This window comes from Pseudomonas allii (genome assembly GCF_055380095.1).
In genome coordinates, this window is record NZ_AP039450.1 from 2,531,832 (window position 1) to 2,557,064 (window position 25,233).

General features: G+C 63.7%; 10 protein-coding genes. 7 read left to right on the forward strand and 3 right to left on the reverse strand.

Going from position 1 to position 25,233, the window contains the following annotated elements; genetic code table 11:
- Nucleotides 1-43: 43 nt before the first annotated feature.
- Nucleotides 44-12,496: a filamentous haemagglutinin family protein gene (locus ACZ445_RS11650; protein ID WP_464708339.1), complete on the forward strand. Its 12,453-nt coding sequence runs from the start codon at nt 44-46 to the stop codon at nt 12,494-12,496.
- A gap of 67 nt (nt 12,497-12,563) precedes the next feature.
- Here the strand turns inward: ACZ445_RS11650 and ACZ445_RS11655 are convergent, their stop codons facing one another.
- The 3 genes from ACZ445_RS11655 to ACZ445_RS11665 all read right to left on the reverse strand — a co-directional run bounded on the left by ACZ445_RS11655 (nt 12,564) and on the right by ACZ445_RS11665 (nt 17,738).
- Nucleotides 12,564-14,153 (reverse strand): hypothetical protein, encoded by a 1,590-nt coding sequence (locus ACZ445_RS11655; RefSeq protein ID WP_179030105.1) that lies wholly within the window; start codon nt 14,151-14,153, stop codon nt 12,564-12,566.
- A gap of 67 nt (nt 14,154-14,220) precedes the next feature.
- A complete protein-coding gene (locus ACZ445_RS11660; protein WP_179030106.1) occupies nt 14,221-15,954 on the reverse strand; it encodes a hypothetical protein in 1,734 nt (577 codons plus the stop codon).
- A complete protein-coding gene (locus ACZ445_RS11665) occupies nt 15,951-17,738 on the reverse strand; it encodes a tyrosinase family protein (RefSeq protein ID WP_464708341.1) in 1,788 nt (595 codons plus the stop codon). The genes ACZ445_RS11660 and ACZ445_RS11665 overlap by 4 nt, the downstream gene beginning before the upstream one ends.
- A gap of 159 nt (nt 17,739-17,897) precedes the next feature.
- Between ACZ445_RS11665 and ACZ445_RS11670 the strand changes: the two genes are divergently transcribed.
- The 6 genes from ACZ445_RS11670 (at nt 17,898) to ACZ445_RS11695 (ending at nt 25,233) form a co-directional block, all read left to right on the forward strand.
- Nucleotides 17,898-18,374, forward strand: a complete 477-nt coding sequence (locus ACZ445_RS11670; protein WP_058427215.1) for an Lrp/AsnC family transcriptional regulator — start codon at nt 17,898-17,900, stop codon at nt 18,372-18,374.
- 374 nt (nt 18,375-18,748) lie between these two features.
- The gene (locus ACZ445_RS11675; RefSeq protein ID WP_464707263.1) at nt 18,749-19,849 is read left to right on the forward strand and encodes an IS5 family transposase; all 1,101 of its coding nucleotides are present in this window, start codon (nt 18,749-18,751) and stop codon (nt 19,847-19,849) included.
- An 886-nt stretch (nt 19,850-20,735) separates the two neighbouring features.
- Complete coding sequence (locus ACZ445_RS11680) at nt 20,736-21,329, forward strand: transposase (protein WP_058424679.1); 594 nt, start codon at nt 20,736-20,738, stop codon at nt 21,327-21,329.
- Between the two features lie 59 nt (nt 21,330-21,388).
- Nucleotides 21,389-22,972 (forward strand): ShlB/FhaC/HecB family hemolysin secretion/activation protein, encoded by a 1,584-nt coding sequence (locus tag ACZ445_RS11685; RefSeq protein WP_058424680.1) that lies wholly within the window; start codon nt 21,389-21,391, stop codon nt 22,970-22,972.
- 24 nt (nt 22,973-22,996) lie between these two features.
- On the forward strand, nt 22,997-24,796 hold the full coding sequence (locus tag ACZ445_RS11690) for a DUF2341 domain-containing protein (protein WP_179029677.1): 1,800 nt from the start codon (nt 22,997-22,999) through the stop codon (nt 24,794-24,796).
- An 11-nt stretch (nt 24,797-24,807) separates the two neighbouring features.
- Nucleotides 24,808-25,233, forward strand: coding sequence for an ExbD/TolR family protein (locus ACZ445_RS11695; RefSeq protein WP_010211136.1), 426 nt, complete (start codon nt 24,808-24,810; stop codon nt 25,231-25,233).

Genomic DNA, 25,233 nt, shown 5'->3' on the forward strand with positions numbered 1-25,233 from the left:
TGTGCGCAGACAAATGTGTGATGACAAAGAAGGAAGACTCCAGATGGTCCGCTGCAAATCACCGGTTAACCTGAAAGCCCCAGAGACTATCCTGCGCCTGAAGCCATTGGCCCACGCCATCGCCTTGTTGATGGTGGCGGGCAATGCCCAGGCGGCCACGGCGTTCAGTTCCAGCTGGTTTGCCGACAAAGGCGCGACCCAGGCGGCGACGGCGGCAAGGATCAGCGCAGGTCAGGTACCGGGGATTCCGTCACTGAACGAACAGGCCCGGGTCAACCAGCAGTTGGCGCGTTCCATCAGCACGCTGAACACCAGTGTCGCGGCCATTGCCGCGCAGCAGGCGGCGCAGGCGGCTGGGCGCCAAGCGGCGTTGGGCCAGGTCTCGACCATTCCCGATGGCTTGGGCAAGGGCGGCCTGCAGGTCGATAACAGCCTGACCCAGGGCTGGATCAACGCCAAGAACCCGACCCAGAGCCAGTCCGGCGGCAAGACCACCGTGGCCATCGAGCAGACCGCCGACAAGGCGATCCTCAACTGGGAGACCTTCAACGTCGGGCGCAACACCACCGTGGATTTCCAGCAACAGTCCAATTGGGCCGTGCTCAACCGTGTCAATGATCCCGAATCACGCCCCAGCGAGATCCAGGGGCAGATCAAGGGCGCCGGCACCGTGATGATCGTGAACCGCAACGGTGTGGTGTTCAGCGGTACCAGCCAGGTCAATGTGCGCAACCTGGTGGCCGCGGCGGCGAACATCACCGATGAACAGTTCACCCAGCGCGGTATCTATGTGGATGCCAATGGCACCCAGCCGACCTTCACCGATGCGGCAGGCAAGGTCCAGGTGCAGCGCGGTGCGTTGATCCAGACCCATAAGGCCGCGACCTCCACCGACGCCGGTGGTTATGCGTTGCTGCTCGGTTCGGAAGTGGAAAACGCCGGTACCCTCATCACCGCCAAAGGCCAGACCACGCTGGCAGCCGGTGACAGCTTTTACATCCGCAAGGGCGTCGGGACTGCCGGCAATGATCGGTCCACCACCCGTGGCAATGAAGTCGCCACCAGCCTCAAGGCCGGTAGCACGGCCGGCAAGGTCACCAACAACGGGCTGATCATGGCCTCTACGGGTGACATCACCCTCACGGGTCATCAGGTGCAACAGAACGGCGTAGCCCTGGCCAGTACCTCGGTGGACACGCGCGGCACGATCCATCTGCTGAACTCGGCAACCGATCAAACCGGCAGCGTGACCCTGGGCGAGGGCAGCACCACCGCGATCTTGCTGGACGCCAGCGGCAGCACAGCCCTCAACAGCCAGAAGGGGGCCGGCCTGGAAAAATTCGATGGCCTGGCCGCCAACCTGATCACGGGCCAGTTCAACAACCTCAGCGCCGTGGCCGACCGTACCGACCAGTCGCGTGTCGAAATCGTCAGCGGCGGCACCGTGGACTTCCAGAAAGGCTCGATCACCCTGGCCACTGGCGGCCAGGTCGCGGTCAGCGCCACCGGTCGCAGCCTGGTGCGCGATGGCGCGATGATCGACGTGTCGGGTGCCATTGGCGTCAAGGTGTCGATGGACGCCAATAACATCAAGATCAACGTGCAGGGCAACGAGCAGCGTGATGCACCGGTCAACCGCGATGGGGGGCAACTGATCAACAATGATGTCTGGGTCGACTTGCGTGAACTGGTCTTCGTGCCGGCAGGCACCAATGGTTATGCGACAGACCGCTGGTACACCGCGGGTGGCTTGCTTGAAGTCGGCGGCTACCTCGGCACCCAGGGGCATTCGGTGGGCGAATGGATGGCCCAGGGCGGCACCGTGACCTTTACCGGCAAGGAGGCGGTGACCCAACAGGGCGCGCAGATCAACCTGTCCGGCGGCACCGTGGATGTGCAGGCCGGGTATGTGCGCCAGACCTGGCTCAAGGGGCCCGATGGGCGGTTGTACGAACTGTCCACGGCACCAGGCGACATTCTCTACTCGGGTCTCTACAAAGGTTATGAAGACACCAGCACGCGCTGGGGCCAGACCGACTACTACTACAACCCGATGATCGCCACGCAACGCCGCTACGAGAACGGCTACACCGTGGGCCGCGATGCCGGCAAGCTGGTCATCGGCACGAGCAGCGCGGTGCTCGAAGGCCAGGTGGTCAGCGATGTGTTCCAGGGCGATCGCCAGACCCAGGCGCCGACTATCAACCTGGACGGTTACCAGCAGTCCCAGAAGGCCAAGGCCCAGCGTGCGCAGTTGATCATTGGCCAATACATCCCGATCTACAACAAGGCCACCGGCACCCTGCGCTACGCCCTCAGTGGTACCACCGACCAGGTGCTGATCGACAGCAACACGCAGAAAATCGCAGACGGCCTCGACCTCACTGCCGCATTGCCGGCGGATCGCCAAGGCAAGCTGGTACTCGACAGTGACCAGCTCAATGGCTTCCAGCTGGGGGCGATCAAGGTCGGTGCCAGGCAGCAGATCACCGTCAACGGCGCGCTGAAAGTGGCCGATGGCGGCGATATCACCCTGTTCGGGCCGGGTGTCGCCATCAACGCCAACCTCACGGCCCATGGCGGCAGTATCAATGCTGGCAACATTCTCACCCAGGTTGACCGCGACAAAGGCAACGCGGTGGGGGACGTGATCCTGGCGGGCAGTGGGCGGCTTGACGTGGCCTCCGGGGTCAGGCTGGAGGCCGGCGGGCGCTGGAATAACCTCGCGCTGGACCCCGCCAACCGCGAAGGTGTGGCGTATATCAATGGCGGCAAGGTGTCGCTGCGCAGCACCAACGTGGTCAACCTCGCCGCCGGTAGCCTGGTGGATGTGTCCTCGGGCGCCACGGTTGGCGAAGACGGCAAGCTCAGCGGTGGCAAGGGCGGTGACGTGAAGCTCGGCGGCCTCGGCAGCCTCGGCCTGGGTGGCGAGGTGCGTGGCTATGGCGTCAACGGTGGTGGCACCCTGGCGTTGCAGGCGCACAAGGTGTTGATCGGCACAGGTACGGCGGATGCCGACACCCTGCAAGTGGGCGGCGACTTTTTCAACAAGGGGTTCTCGGCGTATGACATCACTGGTAATGAAGGGCTGATCGTCGCGGACGGTACCCAGGTCGATGTGACCATGCCGGTCTACCATGTGGGCGAGCAGGCCACCGGCGCGCCGACCGGCAGCGATGCGGCCAGTGCCCTCGAACGCTGGACCCCGCCGCTGTACCAGGAGGACGCCACCAAGGGCGTGCTGACCCAGCGCCGGGGCGCCAGCTTGAGCCTGAGCGCCGGCCATACCCTCTCGACCGCCGCGCAGATGGCGACGACGGCACTGACCGTGGGCCAGGGGGCGGTGATCAACGTCGACCCCGGCCAGGCGATCAACCTGCAGAGCATCGGCCAGCTCACCCTGGACGGCACGCTCAACGCGTGGGGCGGCAGCGTCAGCCTCAAGGGCTTGGCCACGGCAGACTCGGAAAAAGTCGAGGCGATCGGCCATGGGCGTTCGATCTGGATCGGCGAACACGCGCTGATCGATGTGGCTGGCCGTGCCGTGACGGCCGTGGACAATCGCGGCGGCATTTATGGCCAGGTGCGCAACGGCGGGACGATCACGGTAGGGGGCGACATTGACCCCACCACCGGGCTTGCCAAGACCAGCAACCTGTTCGTGGTCGTGCGCGAGGGTGCGCGCCTGGACGCTTCCGGCACCCAGGCGTCGCTGGATGTGCCAGGCCAGGGCCGCACGACGGTAGCGAGCAACGGCGGTACCCTCGCTTTTGCGTCCAGCAACGGCCTGTACCTGGATGGCAGCTTCAAGGCTAATGCGGGCGGCGCCGGTGCGGCCGGCGGGCGCCTGGCATTGGCGCTGGAGGCACCGTATTACCTGCGCAGCCTGGCCACCAACCGGGTGTTACCGGTGCGCGAGCTGGTTCTGAGCCAGCAGCACCAGGCGCAAGCGCTGCCAGGCAGTGCCGAAGCGGCGGCCGATGCGTTGACCTACGGTCATGCCCGCCTTGGCGTCGACCAGGTGACGGCGGGCGGCTTTGATAGCCTGGCACTGTTGGTCAATGGCGCGCTGAACATGGCGGGTGACGTTTCGCTGAACATGGACCAGAGCCTGGAGGTGTACTCACAAGGCATAGGGTTGGCGAAGAACGCGCCCGTGACGGCCCAGGTCCATCTTGCCGCGCCCCATGTGGTACTCAGCGGCATGCTTGCGCCAGACCGGACCGGCATGGAGAACTACATCACGCCGTACCTGGGTGACCCGGTGTCGACCGTGCCGGGGCAGGGGCGGTTTACGGTGGACAGCGATCTGCTGGATATCCGCGACAAAGTCACGTTTGCCCTCAACCAGGGCTTTGATCGGGTCAATCTCAACAGCCGTGGCGATCTGCGCTTTCTCGCCGGACGCGATGGCGGCGTGACCCCCAATGGCTTCAGTACGGTCTTGCAGTCAGGCGGTGACCTGACCTTGCGCGCCTCGCGTATCTACCCCGGCAGCGAAATCGCCGCGCAAGTGCTGGTGGGCCTGACCGGCAGCACGGCTACCGGTTTATTGTTCGACCCCGCGCGTACCCTCACCCTGGAAAAAAACGGCGACGCCAGCGTGGTCGCCCCGCATTCGATTTTCGGTCGCCTGCAATTGGGCGCCGCAACCATCCAGCAGGGCGGCGTGTTGCAGGCCCCGTTGGGCCTGATCGAAATCGGCAACCAAGGCAGCACCCGTGTCGAACTGCTGCCCGGCAGCCTGACGTCCGTGAGCGGCAAGGGGCTGGTGCTGCCGTACGGCGGAACCGTGGACGGCCAGGTCTATCGTTACAACGGCCAGACCGTGAACTTCATCGGCCAGGGCGGCGTGCGCAATGGCAACGGCGACCTCACGGTCGGCGTGATCCTGGGCGGCAAGTCGGTGGCGGTGTTGCCCGACGCCACCCTGGACCTGTCCGGCGGCGGTGAGCTGCTGGGGGCCGGGTTTATTTCCGGTCGTGGCGGCTCGACGGATGCGCGCTATAACCCACTGGTGCAGTTCGGCGCCAACGGCGGGTTTGTGCTGCCGGGATTGAGCACCAACCCGGTGTACGCCATCGTGCCGGGCGCGCAGCCGGGGTATGCGCCGGTTGCCGCCGAAGGCGGTGCGACAGCACCTTTGGTTGGCCAGCAGATCACCATCGGCGCCGGTGTGCCAGGGCTGCCGGCCGGCACCTATACCTTGATGCCGTCCACCTATGCCCTGATGCCCGGCGCCTTCCGGGTCGAGATCAATGGCCTGGCGGGGGCCGGCGGCGGTGCCGGTGTCATTGCGATGCGCAACGGCTCATGGTCCACCGCCGGGCAGCTGTCGATCATCAACACCGGGATCCGTAACAGCCAGGCCAGCCAAGTGATCATCACGTCGGCCGATACCTTGCGCCGTTATTCCCAGTACAACGAAATGAGTTATGCCCAATTCGCCGTTGCGGATGCGGCCAAGCTCGGTGTGCCACGGGCGCTGATGCCGGTGGACGCCAAAACGCTCAAGCTGGCCCTGGATGCCGGCGGCGGCAGTGACACCTTTTCGTTCAAGGGCATTGGCCGGTTCGAAGCCGCCCCGGGTGGCTATGGCGGCACGGTTGCGGTCACCAGCAGGGTGCCCAACGGCGCAATACAGATTGTCGACGCCAACAGCCCGTTGACCGAAGCGTTCAGCGGTGTGACGGTGGATGCGCAAAGTCTCAACGCCATGGGTGCCAAGCGTTTGCTGGTGGGCGGTTTGTCGATGGTGCTGTATGGGCAGAGTGGCAACAACGTCGGATTTGCCACCAGCATGGCCGGGACCATCACCCTGCGTTCAGGCGCGAACCTGGTGGCGCCGGAAGTGATGATGGTTTCGCGCAATGGCGATATCGTGGTTGAGCAAGGCGCCTCCATCAATACCCTGGGCCAGGGTGCGGCGTCTTACGATTCACGCGATGGCTTTGTCTACAGCAGCGCGCCCAACATGCTGGTGGTCTCCAACGGCTTGATCAATGTGCTGCCGTATCCGGAAACGGCCGGCAAGGGCGGCGGTATCCGGATCGGTGCCTGCACGGCGAGCCCGTGCAGTGGGCAGACTGCGTTGTATTCCGAAGGCAGTATCGTGATCTCGACCACCCAGGCCCTGGAGCTGGATGACCAGGTGCGCTACGGCACTCGCCACCTCGCACTGGCCTTGAGCAACATCAACGTCGGCAGCGCCGAGGCCCTGGCCGATGCCGCCGCCCGCAACGTGTTGCCGGCGGGCTTGACCCTCAACCAGCAGGTGATCAACCGCTTGCTGCGCGGTGATACCCAGTCTGGCGCACCGGCCCTGGAAACCCTGCAATTATCGGCGGCCCAGGCCTTCAACTTCTACGGCACCACGACGCTGGACACGTATGATGCACAGACCGGCAAGTCGCTGCTGAACAACTTGTTGCTGTCCACGCCGGCGATCTACGGCGCTGGCAATGCCAATGACGTGGCGACAATCCACACCGCCAACCTGATCTGGCAGGGCGCCGAGGCGCCTCCCGGCGCCGTGGTTGCCGGCGGTGCAGGCACCGGCAGTGGGCGCCTGGATATCAATGCCGAGCGCATCGAGTTCGGCTACGGCGCCTTTGCCCAGCCCAGCACCACCAAGACCTTCGACCGCCTGGCCCTGGGCTTTGCCAACGTCAACCTGAATGCCAGTGACCGCGTCACGGCCAACTACAAGGGCAGCTTGTCGGTGTACCGGAACCTGACCGGCTACGACCCGGTCAAGGGCTTCCAGTACAGCGGCGGCAACCTCAATATCCTCACGCCGCTGATGACCGGTGAAGCCGGCTCGGTCAACCGTATCACCGCCGGCGGCGCCATTGATGTCGCCGCTGCCGCCGGTGCGCGGGGGACCGCCAATGGCATGGGCGCCGAGCTGTCCCTGCAAGGCGACAGCGTGCGAGTAGCCAGCGCCGTGGTATTGCCCAGCGGCAAGGTCAAGCTCGGCGCACGGGGCGACGTGGTACTGACGGACGGCGCATTGATCGACGTCGCCGGACGCTCGGTGGTCTTCAACGACCTCACTCAATACGGCTGGGGGGGCGAGGTACTGCTCGACAGCCGCAGCGGCAATGTTTTGCAAGCGTCGGGTTCGACCATCGACCTGTCGGCCAAACATAACCAGGCCGGCAAACTGCGTGCGGTTGCCGTTGATGCGGCAGGCGGTATTGTCGACCTGCAAGGCCGCATTCTCGGCAGCAGCACCGGCTACTACGACGCCGGCGGCACCTTGATGCCTTATACGGCGGGCAGCGTGGAAATCCAGGCACAACGCCTGGGCAGCAATGGTTCGCAGGACCAGCAGTTTGCCGACCTCAACCAGCGTCTCAATGCCGGGCAGGTGTTCGGTGCGCGCAGCTTCCAGCTCAAACAGGGCGACCTGACCATTGGCGAGGGGCTCAAGGCGGGCATCATCAACGTCTCGGTGGACAACGGCAGCCTGCGGGTCACTGGCCTGGTGGACGCCAGCGGCGAACGCGTCGGCAGTATCAGCCTGGCCGGCAAGAACGGCCTGACCCTCGCGGGCAGTGCGGTGCTGGATGCCCACGGCAGCAAGTTGCGGGTGGACAGCTACGGCAAGATCATCGATTCGCCGAACCGGGCCATGGTGGCGCTGAGTTCCGGTAACGGTCTGTTGACCCTGGCCGAAGGCGCGCGCATCGACCTGCGCCACGGCACCGCAGCCACCCGCGGCAACGATGGGCGCAATCGCGGCACCCTGGAGCTCAACGCACCGCGCCTGGCCGGGGCCGGCGGCGTCATCAACGACATCGCTATCGACGCCCATGGCCGCGTGGACATTCAAGGTGCTCGCGCGATCACCCTCAATGGCATGGCCACCTATGACGATGCGCCCGAGAAAAACGATCCAACCGCCAGCGGCAGACCGTACCAGCAAATCACCCAGGATTATCTGAACGACAAACATAGACTGAGCACGGACTTTATCAACGCGGCGCTGCTCAACAACAACCTGCTGCAAAACAAGCTCGCCGGCTTGAATAACGACACTTACGGCGACACCTTCCACCTGCGTCCCGGTGTGGAAATCGTCAGCAAGACGCCTGACGGCGACCTGGTGGTGCAGGGTGACCTGGACCTGTCCGGCTATCGCTACGCCAGCCTCAAGTCGCCGACCCAGGAAAAGACCGAGGCCGGCAGCCTGACCTTGCGCGCGGGGGGTGACCTGAGCATCTACGGCAGTATCAACGATGGCTTTGCACTGCCGCCGGAGACGGTAGACGACAAGGGCTGGGTGCTGTTGCCGGGGGTGGACTTCACCGGTGGCGATATCGTGGTGCCGGGGCAGGGCGTAAGCCTGGCAACCGGCACGGCCTTCCCGGCGGGCGTGGTGCTCAACTACGACCTGCCGATCGCCGACATCGGCGTGAGCGCGGGCACCCGTTTGCCGGTGCGCGCCACCCTCAGGCAGGACCTGGTGCTGCCAGCCGGCACCGTGCTGGCGGCGGCGGTATTCGACAGCGCGGGCAACGTGCTGTTTGCCGCAGGTACCTTGCTGAGCCAGGCGCAGACCCTGGTCAGCGGGTCGCAACTGGACGCCGGCAGTCTGTTGACCCAGAACACGTTGCTGAAGGCGATGACCTGGCCCAAGGGCGTGCCGCTGCCGCAGAATTTCCAGGCGCCTGGCCCCACCCAGAACGTGGTGACCCTGGCCCGCGATTTGTTGTTGCCCAAGGGTGCACTGATTCCTTCCGGTACCAACGTCAAGTTGCTCAACGATGCGACATCGGTCGAGCTGCGTCCCGAAGTGGCGGGGCGCCAGGGCCAGAACTGGGCCATTGCACCGATGCTGGCCGAGGGTTCGCAGTCGTGGTCGCTGCGGCTGGTGGCGGGCGCCGACACCGAGGCGGCCGACAGTCGTCTGTTGCAACCTCATCCCACAACCGGTGACCTGCGCCTGGCGGACAGTCACTACGGCATGTTTGCCAAGGGGCTGCCGTCCCGGGTCGTGCAAACGTGGTCTGCGGCCGGGGTCGAGCTGCTGGCAAGCCTGGGCAAGGACGTCAAGGTGGGTGACCCGATCGAACAGTCGCTACTCGATGAGCTGGGCGGCGGTCCGATCGCCGATTTCTGTGCGGGTTCGCCGGAATACTGCGCGGTGAAACCATCGTTTGTCTGGACCGCCCAGGCCGTGGCGGACCTGGCCGAGTACGGCCTGACGGAAGGTACGCCGATTACCGATGCATTCCTGGCGCAATTCAACACCACCACCACGCAGTTCTGTGCGGATAACCCCGCTTACTGCCTTTCCCAATCGGTCAAGGAGTTCGGTGCAAGCCCCGCCGCGACGCGCTTCAGTGTGATTCGCACAGGCACCGGCGATCTGGAGTTGTTGAGCGCCGGCAACCTGAGCATGGACTCGTTGTACGGGGTGTACACCGCCGGCACGTCGTCTGCCGCCACCTTCGCGGGCGACCCGTACAACCAGCCCAAGTCCAACGGCCGGGGCAAGACCGTGCTGAACGACGAGGGCAGCTATTTCGAGCAATTCGTCAACGCCAGCCCCACCAGCCTGTACCGCGCCTGGTATCCGCAAGCGGGGGGCAACCTGAACGTGAAGGTGGGTGGCAACCTGACAGGCAATATTCTCAACGCCACGGCTTCCGCGCCTGGTCGGCCAAACCCTCTGGATACCGGCTACGATTCGGCCAGTGTCGGCAACTGGTTGTGGCGCCAGGGCAGCGGCACTGTCGATACGGGCGGGGCAGCGCAGCCCACGGCCTGGTGGATCAATTTCGGCAGTTACACCGCGACGGCCACAGCTGACCAACTGGTGGGCTTTACCGGTTTCGGCACCTTGGGCGGCGGCGATGTGGATGTGCGGGTAGGCGGTGACGCCGGCATGCTTCGCTCGCTGGCCGGCAATGCCATGGCGGCCAATGCCAACCCACGCAGCCAGGGCTTGGTGCTGGCGGTCGGCAGCACCGGGCGGGTGGCCAGTGATGGCAGCCTGCAACTGACCGGTGGTGGTGACCTGCGGGTGCATATCGGCGGGGCCCTGAACCCTGAAAGCCAGCTTGATAGCAGCAGCTTGAACGGCACACTGGTTGACCTGCGCGGTAACGCTCGATTGCTGGGCGGCGCCTCGGGCCGGATAGAGTTGCAGTACGGCATTGCCAATACCGACCACAGCCCGGGTGAAGTGCGGGCGTTCGATGCGTTGCAGGCCACCCGGGGGCTGACGCGCGGCGGCATGGTACTGGTGCCGGGTGATGCGACGTTCAGCCTGGCGACCCTGGGCGACCTGGCGCTGCAAAGCGTGATCGACCCCGGCCGGGTAGTGCTGCCCAACAGTTCGTCATTTGTCCGGGGGCAGGAGCACGGCCCAGGCACCAGTTGGTTCTCGCTGTGGACCGGGCAAACGGCGATCGACCTGTTTTCCGCCGGCGGCAACCTGTCGCCCAATTCCACGGGGCTGGCCTCTGACTTGGCGGTGGTCTACCCGTCGATCCTGCGTGCGACGGCGGCCAGCGGCAGCCTGTACTACGGCAAGGCGGGTAGTTCTTCCTTGACCGACAACGATTACAAATTCCCGTTGTTGCTTGCTCCGGGCGTGAACGGCCAGTTGCAGTTGCTCGCCCATGATTCGATCTATGCCGGCGGCACGTTCGTGAGCCAATCGGCAGCTGATCCGGCGATCATGGCCACGCCTTGGCAACCGGCGTTTGTCGGCAGGCTCGGTACCGACATCAAGCCTGTCGCCACTAACCTCTCGCCAAACGGCAGTTCCGACAACGTCCCGCTTCTACCGCTGTTTGTGTTTGGTTCCGCCAGCGCATCGACCAGCGGCCATGCTCCGGCCTCCGCTGCGCGTTTCTACGCATTGACCGGTGACCTGGTGGGTGTCAGCAGTGGGCGGATCATCTCGTTTGGGGTCAACCCCGGGGATCTGCATCAAGGGCAGACCTGGTACGAGGGCGGTGGTGCCGTGTGGATGATGGCAGGCCGGGATATTGTCAGCAGTGGCAGCCTGTTTGACCGAATCAGCGGTTACCAGAGAGAAACGTCCATGGGCAACCTGTTTGTCCATAACAGCCCCACCGATATCTCCATCGTGTCTGCCGGGCGCGACATCCTCTACAGCAACTTCCAGGTCGCCGGGCCGGGCACGTTGGAGCTGACGGCCGGGCGCACTATCCAGATGGACGACAAAGTCAGCGTCACCAGCCTCGGCCCCGTAGCCTCGGGCGATAACCGCCCCGGCGCGAGCATTGTCATGCAAGCCGGCGTCGGCCCCGACGGCCTGGATTACCGACGCTTCGTCGAGGCCTACCTGGACCCTGTGAACCTGGCGCAACCCGGTGAGTCGTTGCAGGGCAGCAAGGTGGCCAAGACCTACGAAAACGAACTGGTCGGCTGGCTGGCCGAGCGCTTCGGGTTTGTCGGTAGCACCGAGCAGGCTCGTGCCTACTACGCCGCTTTGCCTGCCGAGCAACAACGGGTGTTTGCCCGCAACGTATACTTCGCCGAACTCAAGGCCGCTGGCCGCGAGTACAACCAGGACGGCAGTGTGCGCCAGGGCAGTTACCTGCGTGGCCGTGCAGCCATCGCTGCGCTGTTCCCGGCCAAGGACGTGGCCGGCAACCCGATCGCCTACAAAGGCGACATCACCCTGTTCGGCGGCGCGGGCGTGCACACCAACTTCGGTGGTTCGATCCAGATGCTCACGCCGGGCGGCAACCAGACCTTCGGCATTGAAGGCGCGGCGCCACCGTCCACGGCGGGGGTGATCACCCAGGGCGCGGGAGACATCCAATTGTATTCCCTGGGCAGCATCCTGCTGGGCCAGAGCCGCATCATGACCACCTTCGGTGGCTCGATCATGGGCTGGACCAGCGAGGGCGACATCAACGCCGGGCGCGGCTCCAAGACCACCGTGGTGTACACGCCGCCCAAGCGTGTCTATGACAACTGGGGCAACGTCGGCCTGTCGCCGTCGGTGCCGAGTACCGGTGCGGGGATCGCCACGCTCAACCCGATCCCGGAAGTGCCGGCGGGGGACATCGACCTGATCGCACCGCTGGGCACCATCGATGCCGGCGAGGCGGGGATTCGGGTGTCCGGCAACGTCAACATTGCCGCCTTGCGGGTGGTGAATGCGGCGAACATCCAGACCCAGGGCAAATCGTCCGGGGTGCCGGTGACCGCCAGTGTCAACACCAGCGCGATGAGTTCGGCCAGCGCGGCCGGTGCGGCGGCGTCCCAGGCCGCGGAAGACGCGGCGCGCAGCCAGCAGGCGGCCGCCAGGCAGGGCAGGCCGTCGATCATGACCGTGGAAGTATTGAGCCTGGGCAACGAACCGTTGCCGCAAGAACCTGCACCGGCACAGAAAACCTCGGGCTACAACCCCGACAGCCCGGTGCAGGTGCTGGGCGCCGGGCCGCTGAGCGAACAGGCGCGAGCGCGGCTGACGGATGAGGAGCGCAAGCAGATCAGTTTGTAAGGCTGTGGAAAGGACCTCTCGATGTACCGTTCGGGGCGATCAATGATCGCCCCTTTTTTTGCGCCGGTTACGGGTTGTCCTTGAGGGTCTTGAACGACTCGATGCGTTTGATCAGCCGCGTGTTCTTCGCCGAGTCGGCATTGCTGAACAGGAAGGAGAAGTCCGACGCCAGCCCGGATTTTCCGGCAATCGCCGCGTACTGGTGGCAGTCGTTGCAGTTGTCGGTCTGCACGTAGGTTTCCATGGTGGTGTTGGCGACGACGACACTCTGGTCGCTGACAAACGGCCCATAGGACAGCGGTACCTGCACGTTCGGCCCTGGGCCTGGGTCGTTGGGCGCATTGGGCGTCTTGGACCACAGCACATTCACCAGTTTGTAGTACTGGAATACCGACTGGCCCTGGGTCTGCTGGGCGAAGGTCTGCTGCACTGCCGTGTTCAGCGCCTGCATGTCCTGGGGCGTGGCGTTGGCGCGGGTGGCCTGCACCGGCTGGTCGAGGGGCGTGCAGTTGGGCGGCGTGTGCGTGGCGTCGCACTGCACGCGGGGCACATTCGGCGTGCAGGCATCACCGGTGCATGCCGGGTTGTTGAAGCTGTAGCCCTCGGGCGGCGCGGCACCACCGTCAGGCACGTTGTCGACCTGCTCGAAGGTGGTCCAGATGAAATTCGGCTGGGTCTGGGTCTTGTTGATGATATGCAGGCCCACCAGGCCAATCACTTCCTGGGTGCATTGCAGCGTGTCCGGGCGTTGCAGCCAGGCCACGGTGGTCAGGTAGCGCCCGTACAGGGCGGGCTTGTTGGTGAGCACGCGCCAGGCGGCTTTCAGTTCCAGGGCGCCGAGTTCTTCCTGCGGCAGCGCCTTGGCCGGCAGTTCACGCACCAGCTTGCCGGCCGGCAGTGACAGGCCGGCGGGGTGCCGGTTATCGCTGTTCTGCGCCACGATCAGCTGGTTGGCGGCGTCGTACAGGCCGTTGTCGACGATGTAGTCGAACTCGGCCTTGCCCACCTTGCGCTCGAAAAACACCAGGTTGCCGGATTGGTCCGTGAGCCAGCCGCCGGAGGCTTCCATGATCGAATCGGGCAGGGTCACCTGGGTGCCGCTGGACAGGTGGAAGCGGTGCTTGCGGTTGATCGCGCTTTCCGAGGTGGCGGTGATGAATTTACGCGCGCCCGTGGCAAACGCCTTGAGATTGCCGGTGGCGGTGCAATTGGACGGCACCAGGGTTTCCACGCCCCAGCCGGACGGCTTGGCCGCGCCGGGCAGGAAGATCTCGCTGGCATCCTTGTAGCTGGCCCACACCGGGGCATTGCTCATCGGTTGGCCGGGCGTTGGCGGCACGCCGAACTGGGCCGCGCTGCTTTGCGTGTCCGGCTCACCGGCCAGGCTCGGGTTGGCCGGCCAGCCGGGGTTGACCGGCCAGTTCATGGCGATGAACAACTGCCAGCCGAAGCAGTTGAGAAAGGCCTGCTCGGTGCCGAAATTGTTAACCGGCAGGAAACCGCCGCTGGTGGGGTCGAACACCAACTGGCTGACGCAGCTCTGGGCATCCGAGGCGGCACTGGCCGGTGCGGGGGCCAGCAACGGGAGAAGGGCGCAGGTGATTGTGCAGACAATACGCAAGCGTGCCCGGCGCAGCGGGCGAAGCCATCCGTTCATGGTCGCATTCCTTGCTCAAGACTTTAGGGGCGGCCACCCACGCCAGGCATGGGTGGCCGGGTGGTACTCAGGCGCTGGGCACCAGGGCCAGGCCGCTTTCCCATGGGTGCTCGGTGGCACTTGGGTTGGCCGCTTCGTTGGGGTTGAGCGCACGCACGCTGACCAGCCCCGGCGCCGCGTTGCCGCTGACGGTGATGGTCATGATGTAGCCCTGGGTGCCGCCGCCGTCGGTCTGCCCGGGAATCGCCGAGGCATCCGGCAGGAACTGCGTGACCTGGGCCGTGATGCCCGGGTTGGAGAACTGCACCCGTGCATCCGCCGCCGTAGTGTTCGGGTCGGCGCCTTGCACCACCAGCACGAACTGGCTTGAGCTGCCGGGCGCAAAGCTGGCCGGCAAGTCGCTGGGGGATTGGCCGTAGAACAGGTCAATCGGCAGCAACTGCACCGGCCAGGGCTGCGCATCGGTGGTATTGGCCGCCACGCAGGCGCACTCCTTGGGCTGGGCGGTGAGCGGTGCCGGGGTCACGCTGAGGGCCACATTCAGTTCGTTGGCGATCACCCACACGTAGTCGATCGGCGTGCCGCTGATGGTGATGTCATTGATCGAGAACCCCGCGCTGGCCGGCACTTCGAAGACCGCCTGGAGGATCTGGTCGGAGTTGTTCGGGCCGGTGCCGGCGGTGCCACGGGTGACGCGCCAGTAGCTGCTGACATCCTGGCCTTGCGGGCCTTTCCAGGTGCTGAAGGACTTGGGTTGTTGCAGGTACAGGCCGATGGGGTTGGTCAACGAGATCAGGTTGTTGACCGCTGCCTGGTTGGCGGAGAACCCGATATGCGGGTCGGAGTTGCGGTAGTTCTGCCCGTATTGCGCGCAGCAGATCAGGCTCTGCTGGTTCTGGCTGCTGTTGAGCGGCCGCAGGATGGTGGCCGCCGCTGCCAGGTAGATCTCGGCACTCAGGGTATTGGGGCCGGAAGTCAGGTGCATCGCGCCACCCGACACGCCCGGTATGCGCACGGTGCCGCTGTTCCATTTGTTCACGGTGTCGTAGGCGGGCTGGCCGGTGGTGGGGTCGAGCACCGGTTCGCCGGCCTTGCCGGTCGGGCCGTCGGCGGTGTAGCGCAGGTACAGGTCTTCGAGTTTCACCTGCGGGTCGACATACGCCTGGTACAGGCCCAGCACGGCACCCGGGTCGATGTTCCACATGGTCAGGAAGTACGCCGGGTTCTCGCTGGTGAACATGATGCTGCGCATGTTGCCGTCGGGGTCGCGGGTGATCGACCACTCGCAGTATTCATCCAGCCAGCCCCGTGGGCCAGAGGGCGAAAAGTCGGCGTAGGGGCCGTTCCAGTTGATGGATTTGCACAGCACGCTGGGGATCTGCAGTTGGGTCGCCTGCGGGTCCGGGTACAGCGAATACAGGGTGTTATTGAGGGTGATCTGGCCGTGGTCGGTCAGTTGCATCACCTGGTCCAGGGTCATGGCCTTGCCGCCCAGTTGCGGGACCACGGCGGCGCCGTTGTTGTAGAAGAACGTCCAGAGGCGATTGGGAAAGGGCTGCCAGGTGATGGTCTTCGGCGTCAGCGTGCCGTAGCCGCTCTCCAGCGGGTTGTAATAGCCCGAGCGCGGTGCATCGTTGAGGTTGGACCAGGGGTTGCCGATGATCGACATCTGGGTCCAGCCGGTGACGTTGTTGTTCCAGTCGGTCTCGAAGGTCGGCAACTGGTCCTCCAGGCCGAGCTTGTTGTAGTCCTTGGGCGCTTGTTCGGCAGGGGAGGTGAATTGGGTGAAGGGTGTGCTCATGTCGGTTCTCCAGCATGGGTGTTGGTGGAGCAGCAACCGGCGTCCGGAGCGGGGCCGGCAGAGGTTTGGCGTGGGTCGTCCCACACCAGTTCGGCGATAAAGCCAGGCAGCGGCGCGTATGCATCGGCCGTCAACACCTGGCCACTATCGGAGTGGGTCACGACCAGCGATAACTGCGCTGCGTCGGTCGGTTTGAGGTTCAGCGCCTGGGCACTGCGTGCCGCATTCAGCGCCCGCGACACGCCCTGGGTGATGCAGCGGCCCTTGTCGTCTACCAACCCCATGCCGATGCGGCTGAAACGCCCGACGTAATGCGGGTTGTCGGCGCGGGCGTGCTGCGCCGTGGCGTCGGGTTGGTTGAGGAAGACGTCGATCAGGTAGGTGTCATGGGTGCAGCGCACATGGTCGAACACCACCCAGGGACCTGTGCCTGCGGCCTGCGGTTGATGGCAGCACGCAGCCTTGGCCGCGCCGAACTGTGGGGCGACGGGCGTGCCGTAGTCGTAGCCGATGTGCCGGCTGTCCTGGGCCATGTCGCCGAGTGTGGTATAGCGCCAGGCGTCGGCGCTGGTGAAGGTCACGTCATCGGCCTGCTGCCCTGCGAAGGGTTGCAACAGGCATTGGGTGGTGTACTGCGCCGCCGGATTGGCACGGATCCAGACCTCCAGCATGCGATCGATATTGGCGTGATAGGAACAGAACACCGGGTCGAACGCGGTATAGGCGTTGTCGGCCATGTCGCCGCCGATCCAGCCGTGATAATTGTCGTGGGGTTGCTCGTAGAGGCCGTCGAAATTCAGCGCACGGTTGGGGTAGAGGTTGTCCGGTTGCGGCGGGTCGAAGGCCGTGATGTTGGCCCACGGATAACCTGGCACACCCTGGGGCTGGCTGAAGGTGGTGAACGCCAGCGCATCGACCACCTGCTGCTGGAAGATCCGGCTCATGCCATACAGCTGGGTGCGCTCGAACCGAAAGGCCTCGCCCTGGGTGTAGAACAGCGGGTTGCGTTGCACATACCGGCAGTCGACGCCCTCGACCGGTGCGGTGGCGCAGACCTTGGAACAGCCATCCTTGGCCGCCGCATAACGCAACGGGTTACGCCGCACCTCGCCGGTGCGGGGGTGCACGTAGGTTTCATCGAGGAACGCCTGGGGCAAGCCGGCCTGTGGGTTGCCGTCGACACTGGCGTCTGCGGCCATCCAGTCCCAGTAAGGAATCGCGCAGTCGATCAGCGCTTCCAGGTACAGCAGGTAAGCGCGGTGCCACAAGGCAAAGGCTTCCTGGTAATGCAGGCACCAGTTGGTGTGGATGTAGGCATAGCGCTGCCAGGGCGAGCCGCTGTCGGGGTCGCCGATGTGCATTACGTCATCCAGCTTGGCGCGGTACAGGTTAAGTGCTTCGGGGCTCAGGGCGCGGATGTCCTGGCGCACACGCTTGACCGGGTGTGGCAGCGCCGGTGGCGGAATGCGTTCGGCCGGGTCGAACGGCGAGATACTGTCCAGCCGCCAGCCCTGGTTGACCCACAGGCGGAAGGTTTCCAGGGCATCGAGCGGCCAGAACTGCTGCTGATCGGTGGTCAGCGGCATGTTGCGCGAGGCCAGGTGCTGGTAGATGGTTTGCGACCAGGTCTTGACCGAAGCCGGGTCCTCCAGGAACACCTCGTAGGCGTTCATGCAACCGACCCAGGTGGCGGCGACGGCGGCGCGCTGGGGCGCGGGTATCCAATACGGGGCGCTGAACAGCGCCTTGATATCACCGGTCCATGTCGGTTTCGCGACTATCATAAGATCCCTCTCATGCCGCCTTCAGGCCAGGTGTTGGCCGGGCTGCTAAGCTGGATCGATGTTAACTAGCCACTGCGCAGGATTTGTGCAAATTGGCCCGTCTTTGCGACGTATTCATTGCATTTTTTCAAGGACGATTTGGAACCGATGACAGACGCCATGGATTTGAAGATCCTGGGCAAGTTGCAGAAGGATTGCGACCAGAGCCTGGAGTTGTTGAGCGACAGCGTGGGGCTGTCTTCCACCAGTTGTTATCGGCGGATTCGCCGCATGGAGAGCGTGGGGATCATCAAGGCCAAGGTGGCGGTGCTGGATGAACGCAAATTGGGGATCCAGGTGACGGCGTTTTTCCTGATCAAGCTGGACAGGGATAGCCAGGATATTGACCGCAAGATGCAGCACATCCTGTCGACTCATCCGGAGATTCAGGATTGTTACTTGATGACCGGGGAGTTTGATTTTGTGATGGTGGCGAAGTTTCGGGATGCTGCGGAGTACACCGAGTATATCTATCGGTTTCTGGAGACTTATCGGGATATTCCGATTCGGACTTATTCGTCGACGTTGGTGGTTAGGACGGTTAAGAAGTCTTATGAGTTGCCGTTGCGGGGGGTTGGGTTTTGCACGGGGGGTTGAGTACATATCCGTTATTTAGGTAACGGCTACTTAGGGTTCCGCTCTTACAGCGGGTCACTTTTGGAGGGACCCAAAAGTAACCAAAAGGTCCTCGCCCCAACACTCGGCACCTCGCCTAGGCTCGGTGTGCCCTCACTCCGGCTTGAATCCGTGGGCCGCCGTCATGGGCCATCCCTGGCCCAGGACGGCTAACCCGGCGTCCTGCCGGGTTACCCACGGATTCAAGCCTGCGTTCGGCCAGCGTGTTTGACGGGGCGCCCAAGATCAAAAGCCAAAGCGCGGCGGCCTTAGCAGGCCGTTGAAAAAGGCCGGACTGAATTAGATTCTGGCAAACTCCCAGTCATGTTCCTCAATGTCAGCGGAAGACCGAGCCGATGCGTGGACCCGATCTCAAGCAAAACGACCTGTTCAGCTACACGACGCTGGAGCAGCGTATCCCCAAGGATCACCCGCTACGCCCGCTGCGCGAGCTGGTTGATGCGATCCTGGTGTCGATGGACTCTGATTTCGAGGTTTTGTATTCCTCGCTGGGACGCGCCTCGATTCCACCAGAGCGGCTACTGCGGGCTTCATTGCTGCAGGTGATCTACACCGTGCGTTCCGAGCGGCAATTGGTCGAGCAGATCGATTTTAATCTGCTTTTTCGCTGGTTCGTCGGCCTGTCGATGGACGAACGGGTGTGGGATCACTCGACCTTCAGTCAAAACCGTGACCGCCTGTTTAACCAGGATATTGCGCGCCTGTTCTTCCAGCGCATCAAGTCGCTGGCCCAATGGTCGCAGTACGCCAGCGATGAGCATTTCAGTGTGGATGGCACACTGATCGATGCCTGGGCTTCGCATAAGTCCTTCGTCAAAAAAGACGATGGCGAGAAGCCGGGCGATGAGCCTCCAGAGGACGGCCCTCGCAACAACTATCTCGATTTCAAGGGTGAGAAACGCGGCAACAAGACTCACCAATCGACTACCGATCCCCAAGCGCGGCTGGCCCGCAAGAGTCCGGCCGATGGCAGTCGCCTGGCCCATATGGCCCACACTCTGATGGAAAACCGTAACGGGTTGATCGTGGATGTGGAATGCACCGAGTTCAATGGACACGCCGAAGTGGGTGCAGCCTTGAAGATGCTTGAACGCACGGCCAAACCTGGCAGCACCGTGGGCGCGGACAAAAGCTACGACCAGAAATTTTTTGTCCAAATGGTGCGTGATTTGAAGGTGACGCCGCATGTCTCGAGGAAGGCCATCAAGAGCGCAATCGATGGCCGTACGACCCGTCATCCGGGTTACGGCATCAGCATGAAAATACGAAAAAGAATCGAGGAAGGATTTGGCTGGCTAAAGACCGTGGGTGGTCTGCGCAAGACCAAGCTGATCGGCCGCGAAAAGCTCAGCGCCCAGTTGCTGCTGGGCTTTTCGGTGTACAACTTGATCCGTTTGGGGAGCTTGTCGGGCTGGTGGCGTGGGTCGCATGTTTAGGCGAGGTACGCCCAGAAATCGTCCACAGGCAAATATTTGCGCTGGAATTGGCAAAACACCCGCTGATTGAGGCGGGATAAAGGTCGACGCCAGGCTTGAGAGGCTGAAAAATCTCAAGCTTGGCGGGTTGGGGGAGATAGGACTGAATTTTTCAACGGCCTGTTAGAGCCGACCGGATTGTTTGGCCGGTACTCGGTCAAAGTGTGGGAGGGGGCTTGCCCCCGATGGCAGTGGGTCAGTCACTGATGAGTTGGCTGACACACCGCCATCGGGGGCAAGCCCCTCCCACAGTTTGATCTTCATGTATCAGTTGAAGGGTGGTTTGCTCTGGCTCTGGCTCTGGCTCTGGCTCTGGCTCTGGCTCTGGCTCTGGCTCTGGCTCTGGCTCTGGCTCTGGCTCTGGCTCTGGCTCTGGCTCTGGCTCTGGCTCTGGCTTTTGATCTGCTTTTGATTCTGATCTAAGGCGCCCCGTCAAACACGCTGGCCGGAATTCGGCAGGGATTTGGGGGGTAAACCGGCAGGGATGCCGGTTTAGCCGCCCCGCGCCATGGATGGCGCGTGGCGGCGGCCCCCCAAATCACTGTCGGATTACGGGCACACCGAGCCTAAGCGAGGTGCCGAGTGTTGGGGCAAGAGCGTTTTGCTTACTTTTGCGCTTTTCAAAAGTGAGCCGCCGTAAGGGCGGAACCATAAGCCGCCGTTACCTAAATAACGGATATACACACCACCAAGAATTGCCCCCCACCCAATCAAAAATGAAGCTTTCATGACAAAAGTTCGGTAGCCCATGGCCGCTCCCGTCTCCTCTGTGTAACGCGCTTGAGCCCACCAGAAAGGTGAGCTTTTCAGCCGCAAGCAGGATGCCAGGAGTGGGGCGATGGGAACTATGGAACGTTACTCGAAAGTGGGCATGCAGGAGCTCGACCAGCGCCTGTCGAAGATCGTCGAAGCGGCGCGCAAGAAGCCGGTGTCGGTCTATCGCTACGGCGCACCCTGGGTATGGATCGTCTCCCAGGAAGACTGGCAGGGCGCCCGCAAGGAAGTCTCAAGCTACATCCCGGCCGGCCACTCCCTGGTATTGCTACGCCCGCAGATCGACGAAGTGCTCGACCAGCACCGCGACTGGCTCACCGCCGAACCCGCGATGTCGATCCCTGCGCAGACCGTGCTGCAGATCCTGCTGCTGCAACTGCTGTATTCGGTGCCCAGCGAGCAGCAACTGCATGAACAGCTGAACTACAACCTGCTGTTCCGCTGGTTCGTCGGCCTGGACCTCAACCAGAAGGTCTGGAGTGTTCATGTCCTGACGCGCGACATCGCCACGCTGCTGAACCACCCGCGTGCGGTGCAACTCATCCAGAAAATCATCGGTGACGTGTTTTGTGGCGCCTTGCTGCACATGCCGGAGTTCTCCTTGAACTTCGCCCTGTTGCACACCTGGCTGGCACGCCACGGCAACACCGCGATCACCAGCAATTGAGCAGGCCGCACGCCGGGGATTCGGCGACGGTGCAAACAATCAGACAGTCAGGGGGCGGTGTGGAGCATCTGTTCAAATTAACGCTGGCGCTGTGTTGCGTGACGCTGGGGAGCCTGGCGCAACCGGTGTTGGCCGAGGAAGAGGCGGCGGCGCGCAAGGTCGACGTCAACGAGTACTTCGTGCGCGGCAATACCGTGCTCGATGCGGCGACGATCGAGGAGGCGGTGTACCCATTCCTGGGGCCGCAAAAGACCCTGGGCGATATCGAAGGCGCCCGCGATGCGTTGCAGAAGATCTACCAGGCGCGTGGCTACCAGTCGGTGTTTGTCGAGCTGCCGGAGCAGAAGGTCGATGACGGTATCGTCTACCTGCAAGTGAGCGAAACCAAGGTTGGCCGCGTACGGGTGGTCGGGGCCAAGCACTATTCACCGGTGGAAATCCGCGAGCAGGTGCCGGCCCTGGAGGAGGGTGCGGTGCCGGACTTTGCCACGGTGCAAACCCAGTTGGCCGGCCTCAACCGCAGCGCCGGGCGGCAGGTCACGCCGCTGGTACGCGAAGGCCAGCGCCCGGGCACCATGGATGTGGATCTGCAGGTGGAAGACCAGAACCCCTGGCACGCCACCCTCGGGCTGAACAACGACTACAGCGCCGACACCGAGAAGCTGCGTTCAGTCGCCACGCTGGGTTACGACAACCTCTGGCAACTGGGCCACAGTATTTCCCTGACCTACTTCACCGCGCCCCAGGACACTGACAACGCCAAGGTCTGGTCCGGGTCCTACAGCGCGCCGTTGAACGAGCGCTGGACCTTGCAGTTCTCCGGTTATCAGTCCGACAGCAACATCGCCACCATCGGCGGCAGCAACGTGTTGGGCAAGGGCCATTCCTACGGCGTGTCGGCCATCTACAACCTGCCGGCGGCGGGCAATTGGGCCAATTCGTTCTCGTTCGGCGTCGACTTCAAGGACTTCGACGAGCAGATGAAATTCGGCGCCAGCAGCGACCAGGTGCCGCTCAAGTACGCACCGTTCACCCTGGGTTACAACGGCTTTCGCTATACCGAACAATCGCAGTTGGGCCTGGGCCTGAACCTGGTGGTGGGCACCCGCGCGTTCTTCGGCTACGGCAGCGATGCCGAAGAGTTCGACTACAAGCGCTACAAGGCCAGCGCCAGCTTCGCCGTGCTCAAGGGCGACCTGAATTACACCTACACCTTTGCCAACGATTGGCAGTCGGCAACCAAGGGCGGCTTCCAGCTCGCGTCGGGGCCGCTGGTTTCCAACGAGCAGTATTCCGCCGGCGGCGCCACCTCGGTGCGCGGTTACCTGGCGGCGGAGCGTACCGGGGATGAGGGCTACTTGCTCTCCCAGGAATTGCGCACGCCGTCCCTGGCCAAGTTCCTCGGCAGTTATGTGCAGGAGTGGCGCTTCTATGCGTTCGCCGAAGGCGCGCGCATGCGCCTGCACGACCCGCTGCCCGAGCAAGAAGACGAATACAGCCTGGCCAGTGTCGGCCTGGGCACCCGCGCCAGTTTGAGCAAGTGGTTGTCCGGCAGCCTGGATTGGGGCTACCCGCTGCTCGATGGACCGAACACCCAGAAACAGGACTCGCGACTGCACTTCAGTGTGCAGGCGACTTTCTGACTTTTTCTTCCGGAGACTTCACCCATGCAACGCCTATTCCTGAGCCTGTTGATCTGCCTGGGCTTCGCGCTCCCGGCCACCGCCCATGCCTGGTGGCAGGACGACTGGCACTACCGCAAGCAGATTTCGGTAGACACCACCGCCCAAGGCGCCGCGATCAGCCAGGCCCTGGGCCGCACTGCACTGCTGGTGCGCCTGCACACTGGCAACTTCACCTTTGATGGGGTCAAGGACGACGGTTCCGACCTGCGGTTTGTGAGTGCCGACGACAAGACCGTGTTCAATCACCAGATCGAAAGCTTCGACCCACTGATGGGCATGGCGTTGATCTGGGTCGATGTGCCCAAGGTCGAGGGCGGCCAGCGCCAGGACCTGTGGATGTACTACGGTAATCAGAAGGCACCGGCCACGGCCAATGGGCAGCTGACCTTCGATCCGAACTACACCGCGCTGTACCACTTTGACGGGGCCAATGGCACACCGGCCCGGGACACCACGGCCTATGCCAACACCGCGTTGAACGCCACCGGCGCGAGCATCGACGGCGTGATTGGTCGCGCCTTGCAGTTGAACGGCCAAGCACTGATGTTGCCGGCCAGCCCTTCGCTGCAACACGCGGCGGGCGGCGCGTTCACCTTCAGCGCCTGGTTGCGCCTGGACCAGGCCAGCGGCGAGCAAGTGGTGCTGGCCCGTCGCGACGGCGGCCATAGCCTGTTGCTGGGCTTGAACCAGGGCATGCCGTTCGTGGAAGTCGACGGCCAGCGCGCCGTCTCCACTCAACCGCTCAACCCCGGCCAATGGCAGCACCTGGCGTTCACCGCCGAGGGCGACAAGGTCACGCTGTACGTGAATGGCCGCGAAACCGCGACCCTGGCGCAGGCCTTGCCGGCGTTCAATTCTCAGACCGCCATCGGCGCCGACCTGCCGGAAGCCGGCAGCACTCACCTGCCATTCGCCGGGGCTATCGATGAGCTGCGCCTGTCCAAGGTGGCACGCCCGGCTGCGCTGTTGCTGGCCGATGCCAGCGCCCAGGGCGCCGAGTCGAAACTGGTGGCCTACGGTGTGGATGAAGAACAGTCCGGCTTCGGTTTCGGCAGCCTGGGCTTTTTGCTCAACGCCGTGCCGGTGGATGCCTGGGTGATCATCCTGGTGCTGGTGGCGATGATGTTCCAGTCGTGGGTCATCATGCTGCGCAAGAACCGCCAGGTCAGCCGCGTGAGCAGTGCCAACGAGATCTTCCGCGAGCACTTCGCGCAGATCGGCACCCGCCTGGAGATGTACGCCGACGACGCCCAGTTGGGCGAACGCCTGGCCCATTCTTCGCTGTGGCGCCTGTACCTGGTGGCCGTCAAGGAGATCCGCACCCGCCGTGCCCAGGGCGCGGACACTTCGTCGGTGTCAGCCGCCACCATCGAAGCCATCCGTTGCTCCATGGACGGTGTGCGTACCCGCGAGAACCAGGCCCTCAGTTCCAAACTCTCGACCCTGTCCAACGCCATCGCCGGCGGCCCGTACATCGGCCTGCTCGGCACGGTGCTGGGGATCATGGTGGTGTTCCTCGGCACGGCGATGGCCGGTGACGTCAACATCAACGCCATCGCCCCCGGCATGGCGGCGGCGTTGCTGGCCACGGCCATGGGCCTGTTCGTGGCGATCCCGGCGCTGTTTGGCTACAACCGCCTGATCACGCGCAACAAGGAAGTCAGTGCGGACATGCGCGTGTTCGTCGACGAGTTCATCACCCGCCTGGCGGAGATGCACGGCGAGAGCCAGCACAGTGAAACCGCGCACCGCCGCGAACATCACGCATCGGTTCCGGCCTGAGGAGAATCGCCATGGCTTCCGTAAATGCCTCCCACGACGATGACGATGACGCGGCCGTCGACAGCATCAACATCACGCCTCTGGTGGACGTGCTCATGGTGGTGCTGGTGATGTTTATCCTCACCGCGACCGCCCAGGTGTCGGGCATCCAGATTCACCTGCCCAAGGCCAGCGCCTCGGTGTCGTTGTCGGAGGCCAAGACCAAGGCGATTTCCGTGAATGACGGCGGCCAGGTGTTCCTCGACGCCTACCCGGTGACCCTCGGCGAGCTGGAAGAGCGCCTGCGCATCGAGAAAGCGCTGAACCCGGACTTCCCGGTGATCGTGCGCGGCGATGCGATGGTGCAGTACCAGAAAGTGATCGAAGTGCTCGACCTGCTGCGCCGGCTGGAGCTGTCCCAGGTCGGGCTGGTCACCGGCAAACCGAGCCAGGGCTGA

What these genes read in the sequence shown, in the direction of transcription:
- ACZ445_RS11650 (WP_464708339.1), top strand. Translation starts at nt 44, where the DNA reads ATGGTCCGCTGCAAATCACCGGTTAACCTGAAAGCCCCAGAGACTATC.
- ACZ445_RS11655 (WP_179030105.1), bottom strand. Translation starts at nt 14,153, where the DNA reads ATGAACGGATGGCTTCGCCCGCTGCGCCGGGCACGCTTGCGTATTGTC.
- ACZ445_RS11660 (WP_179030106.1), bottom strand. Translation starts at nt 15,954, where the DNA reads ATGAGCACACCCTTCACCCAATTCACCTCCCCTGCCGAACAAGCGCCC.
- ACZ445_RS11665 (WP_464708341.1), bottom strand. Translation starts at nt 17,738, where the DNA reads ATGATAGTCGCGAAACCGACATGGACCGGTGATATCAAGGCGCTGTTC.
- ACZ445_RS11670 (WP_058427215.1), top strand. Translation starts at nt 17,898, where the DNA reads ATGGATTTGAAGATCCTGGGCAAGTTGCAGAAGGATTGCGACCAGAGC.
- ACZ445_RS11675 (WP_464707263.1), top strand. Translation starts at nt 18,749, where the DNA reads ATGCGTGGACCCGATCTCAAGCAAAACGACCTGTTCAGCTACACGACG.
- ACZ445_RS11680 (WP_058424679.1), top strand. Translation starts at nt 20,736, where the DNA reads ATGGAACGTTACTCGAAAGTGGGCATGCAGGAGCTCGACCAGCGCCTG.
- ACZ445_RS11690 (WP_179029677.1), top strand. Translation starts at nt 22,997, where the DNA reads ATGCAACGCCTATTCCTGAGCCTGTTGATCTGCCTGGGCTTCGCGCTC.
- ACZ445_RS11695 (WP_010211136.1), top strand. Translation starts at nt 24,808, where the DNA reads ATGGCTTCCGTAAATGCCTCCCACGACGATGACGATGACGCGGCCGTC.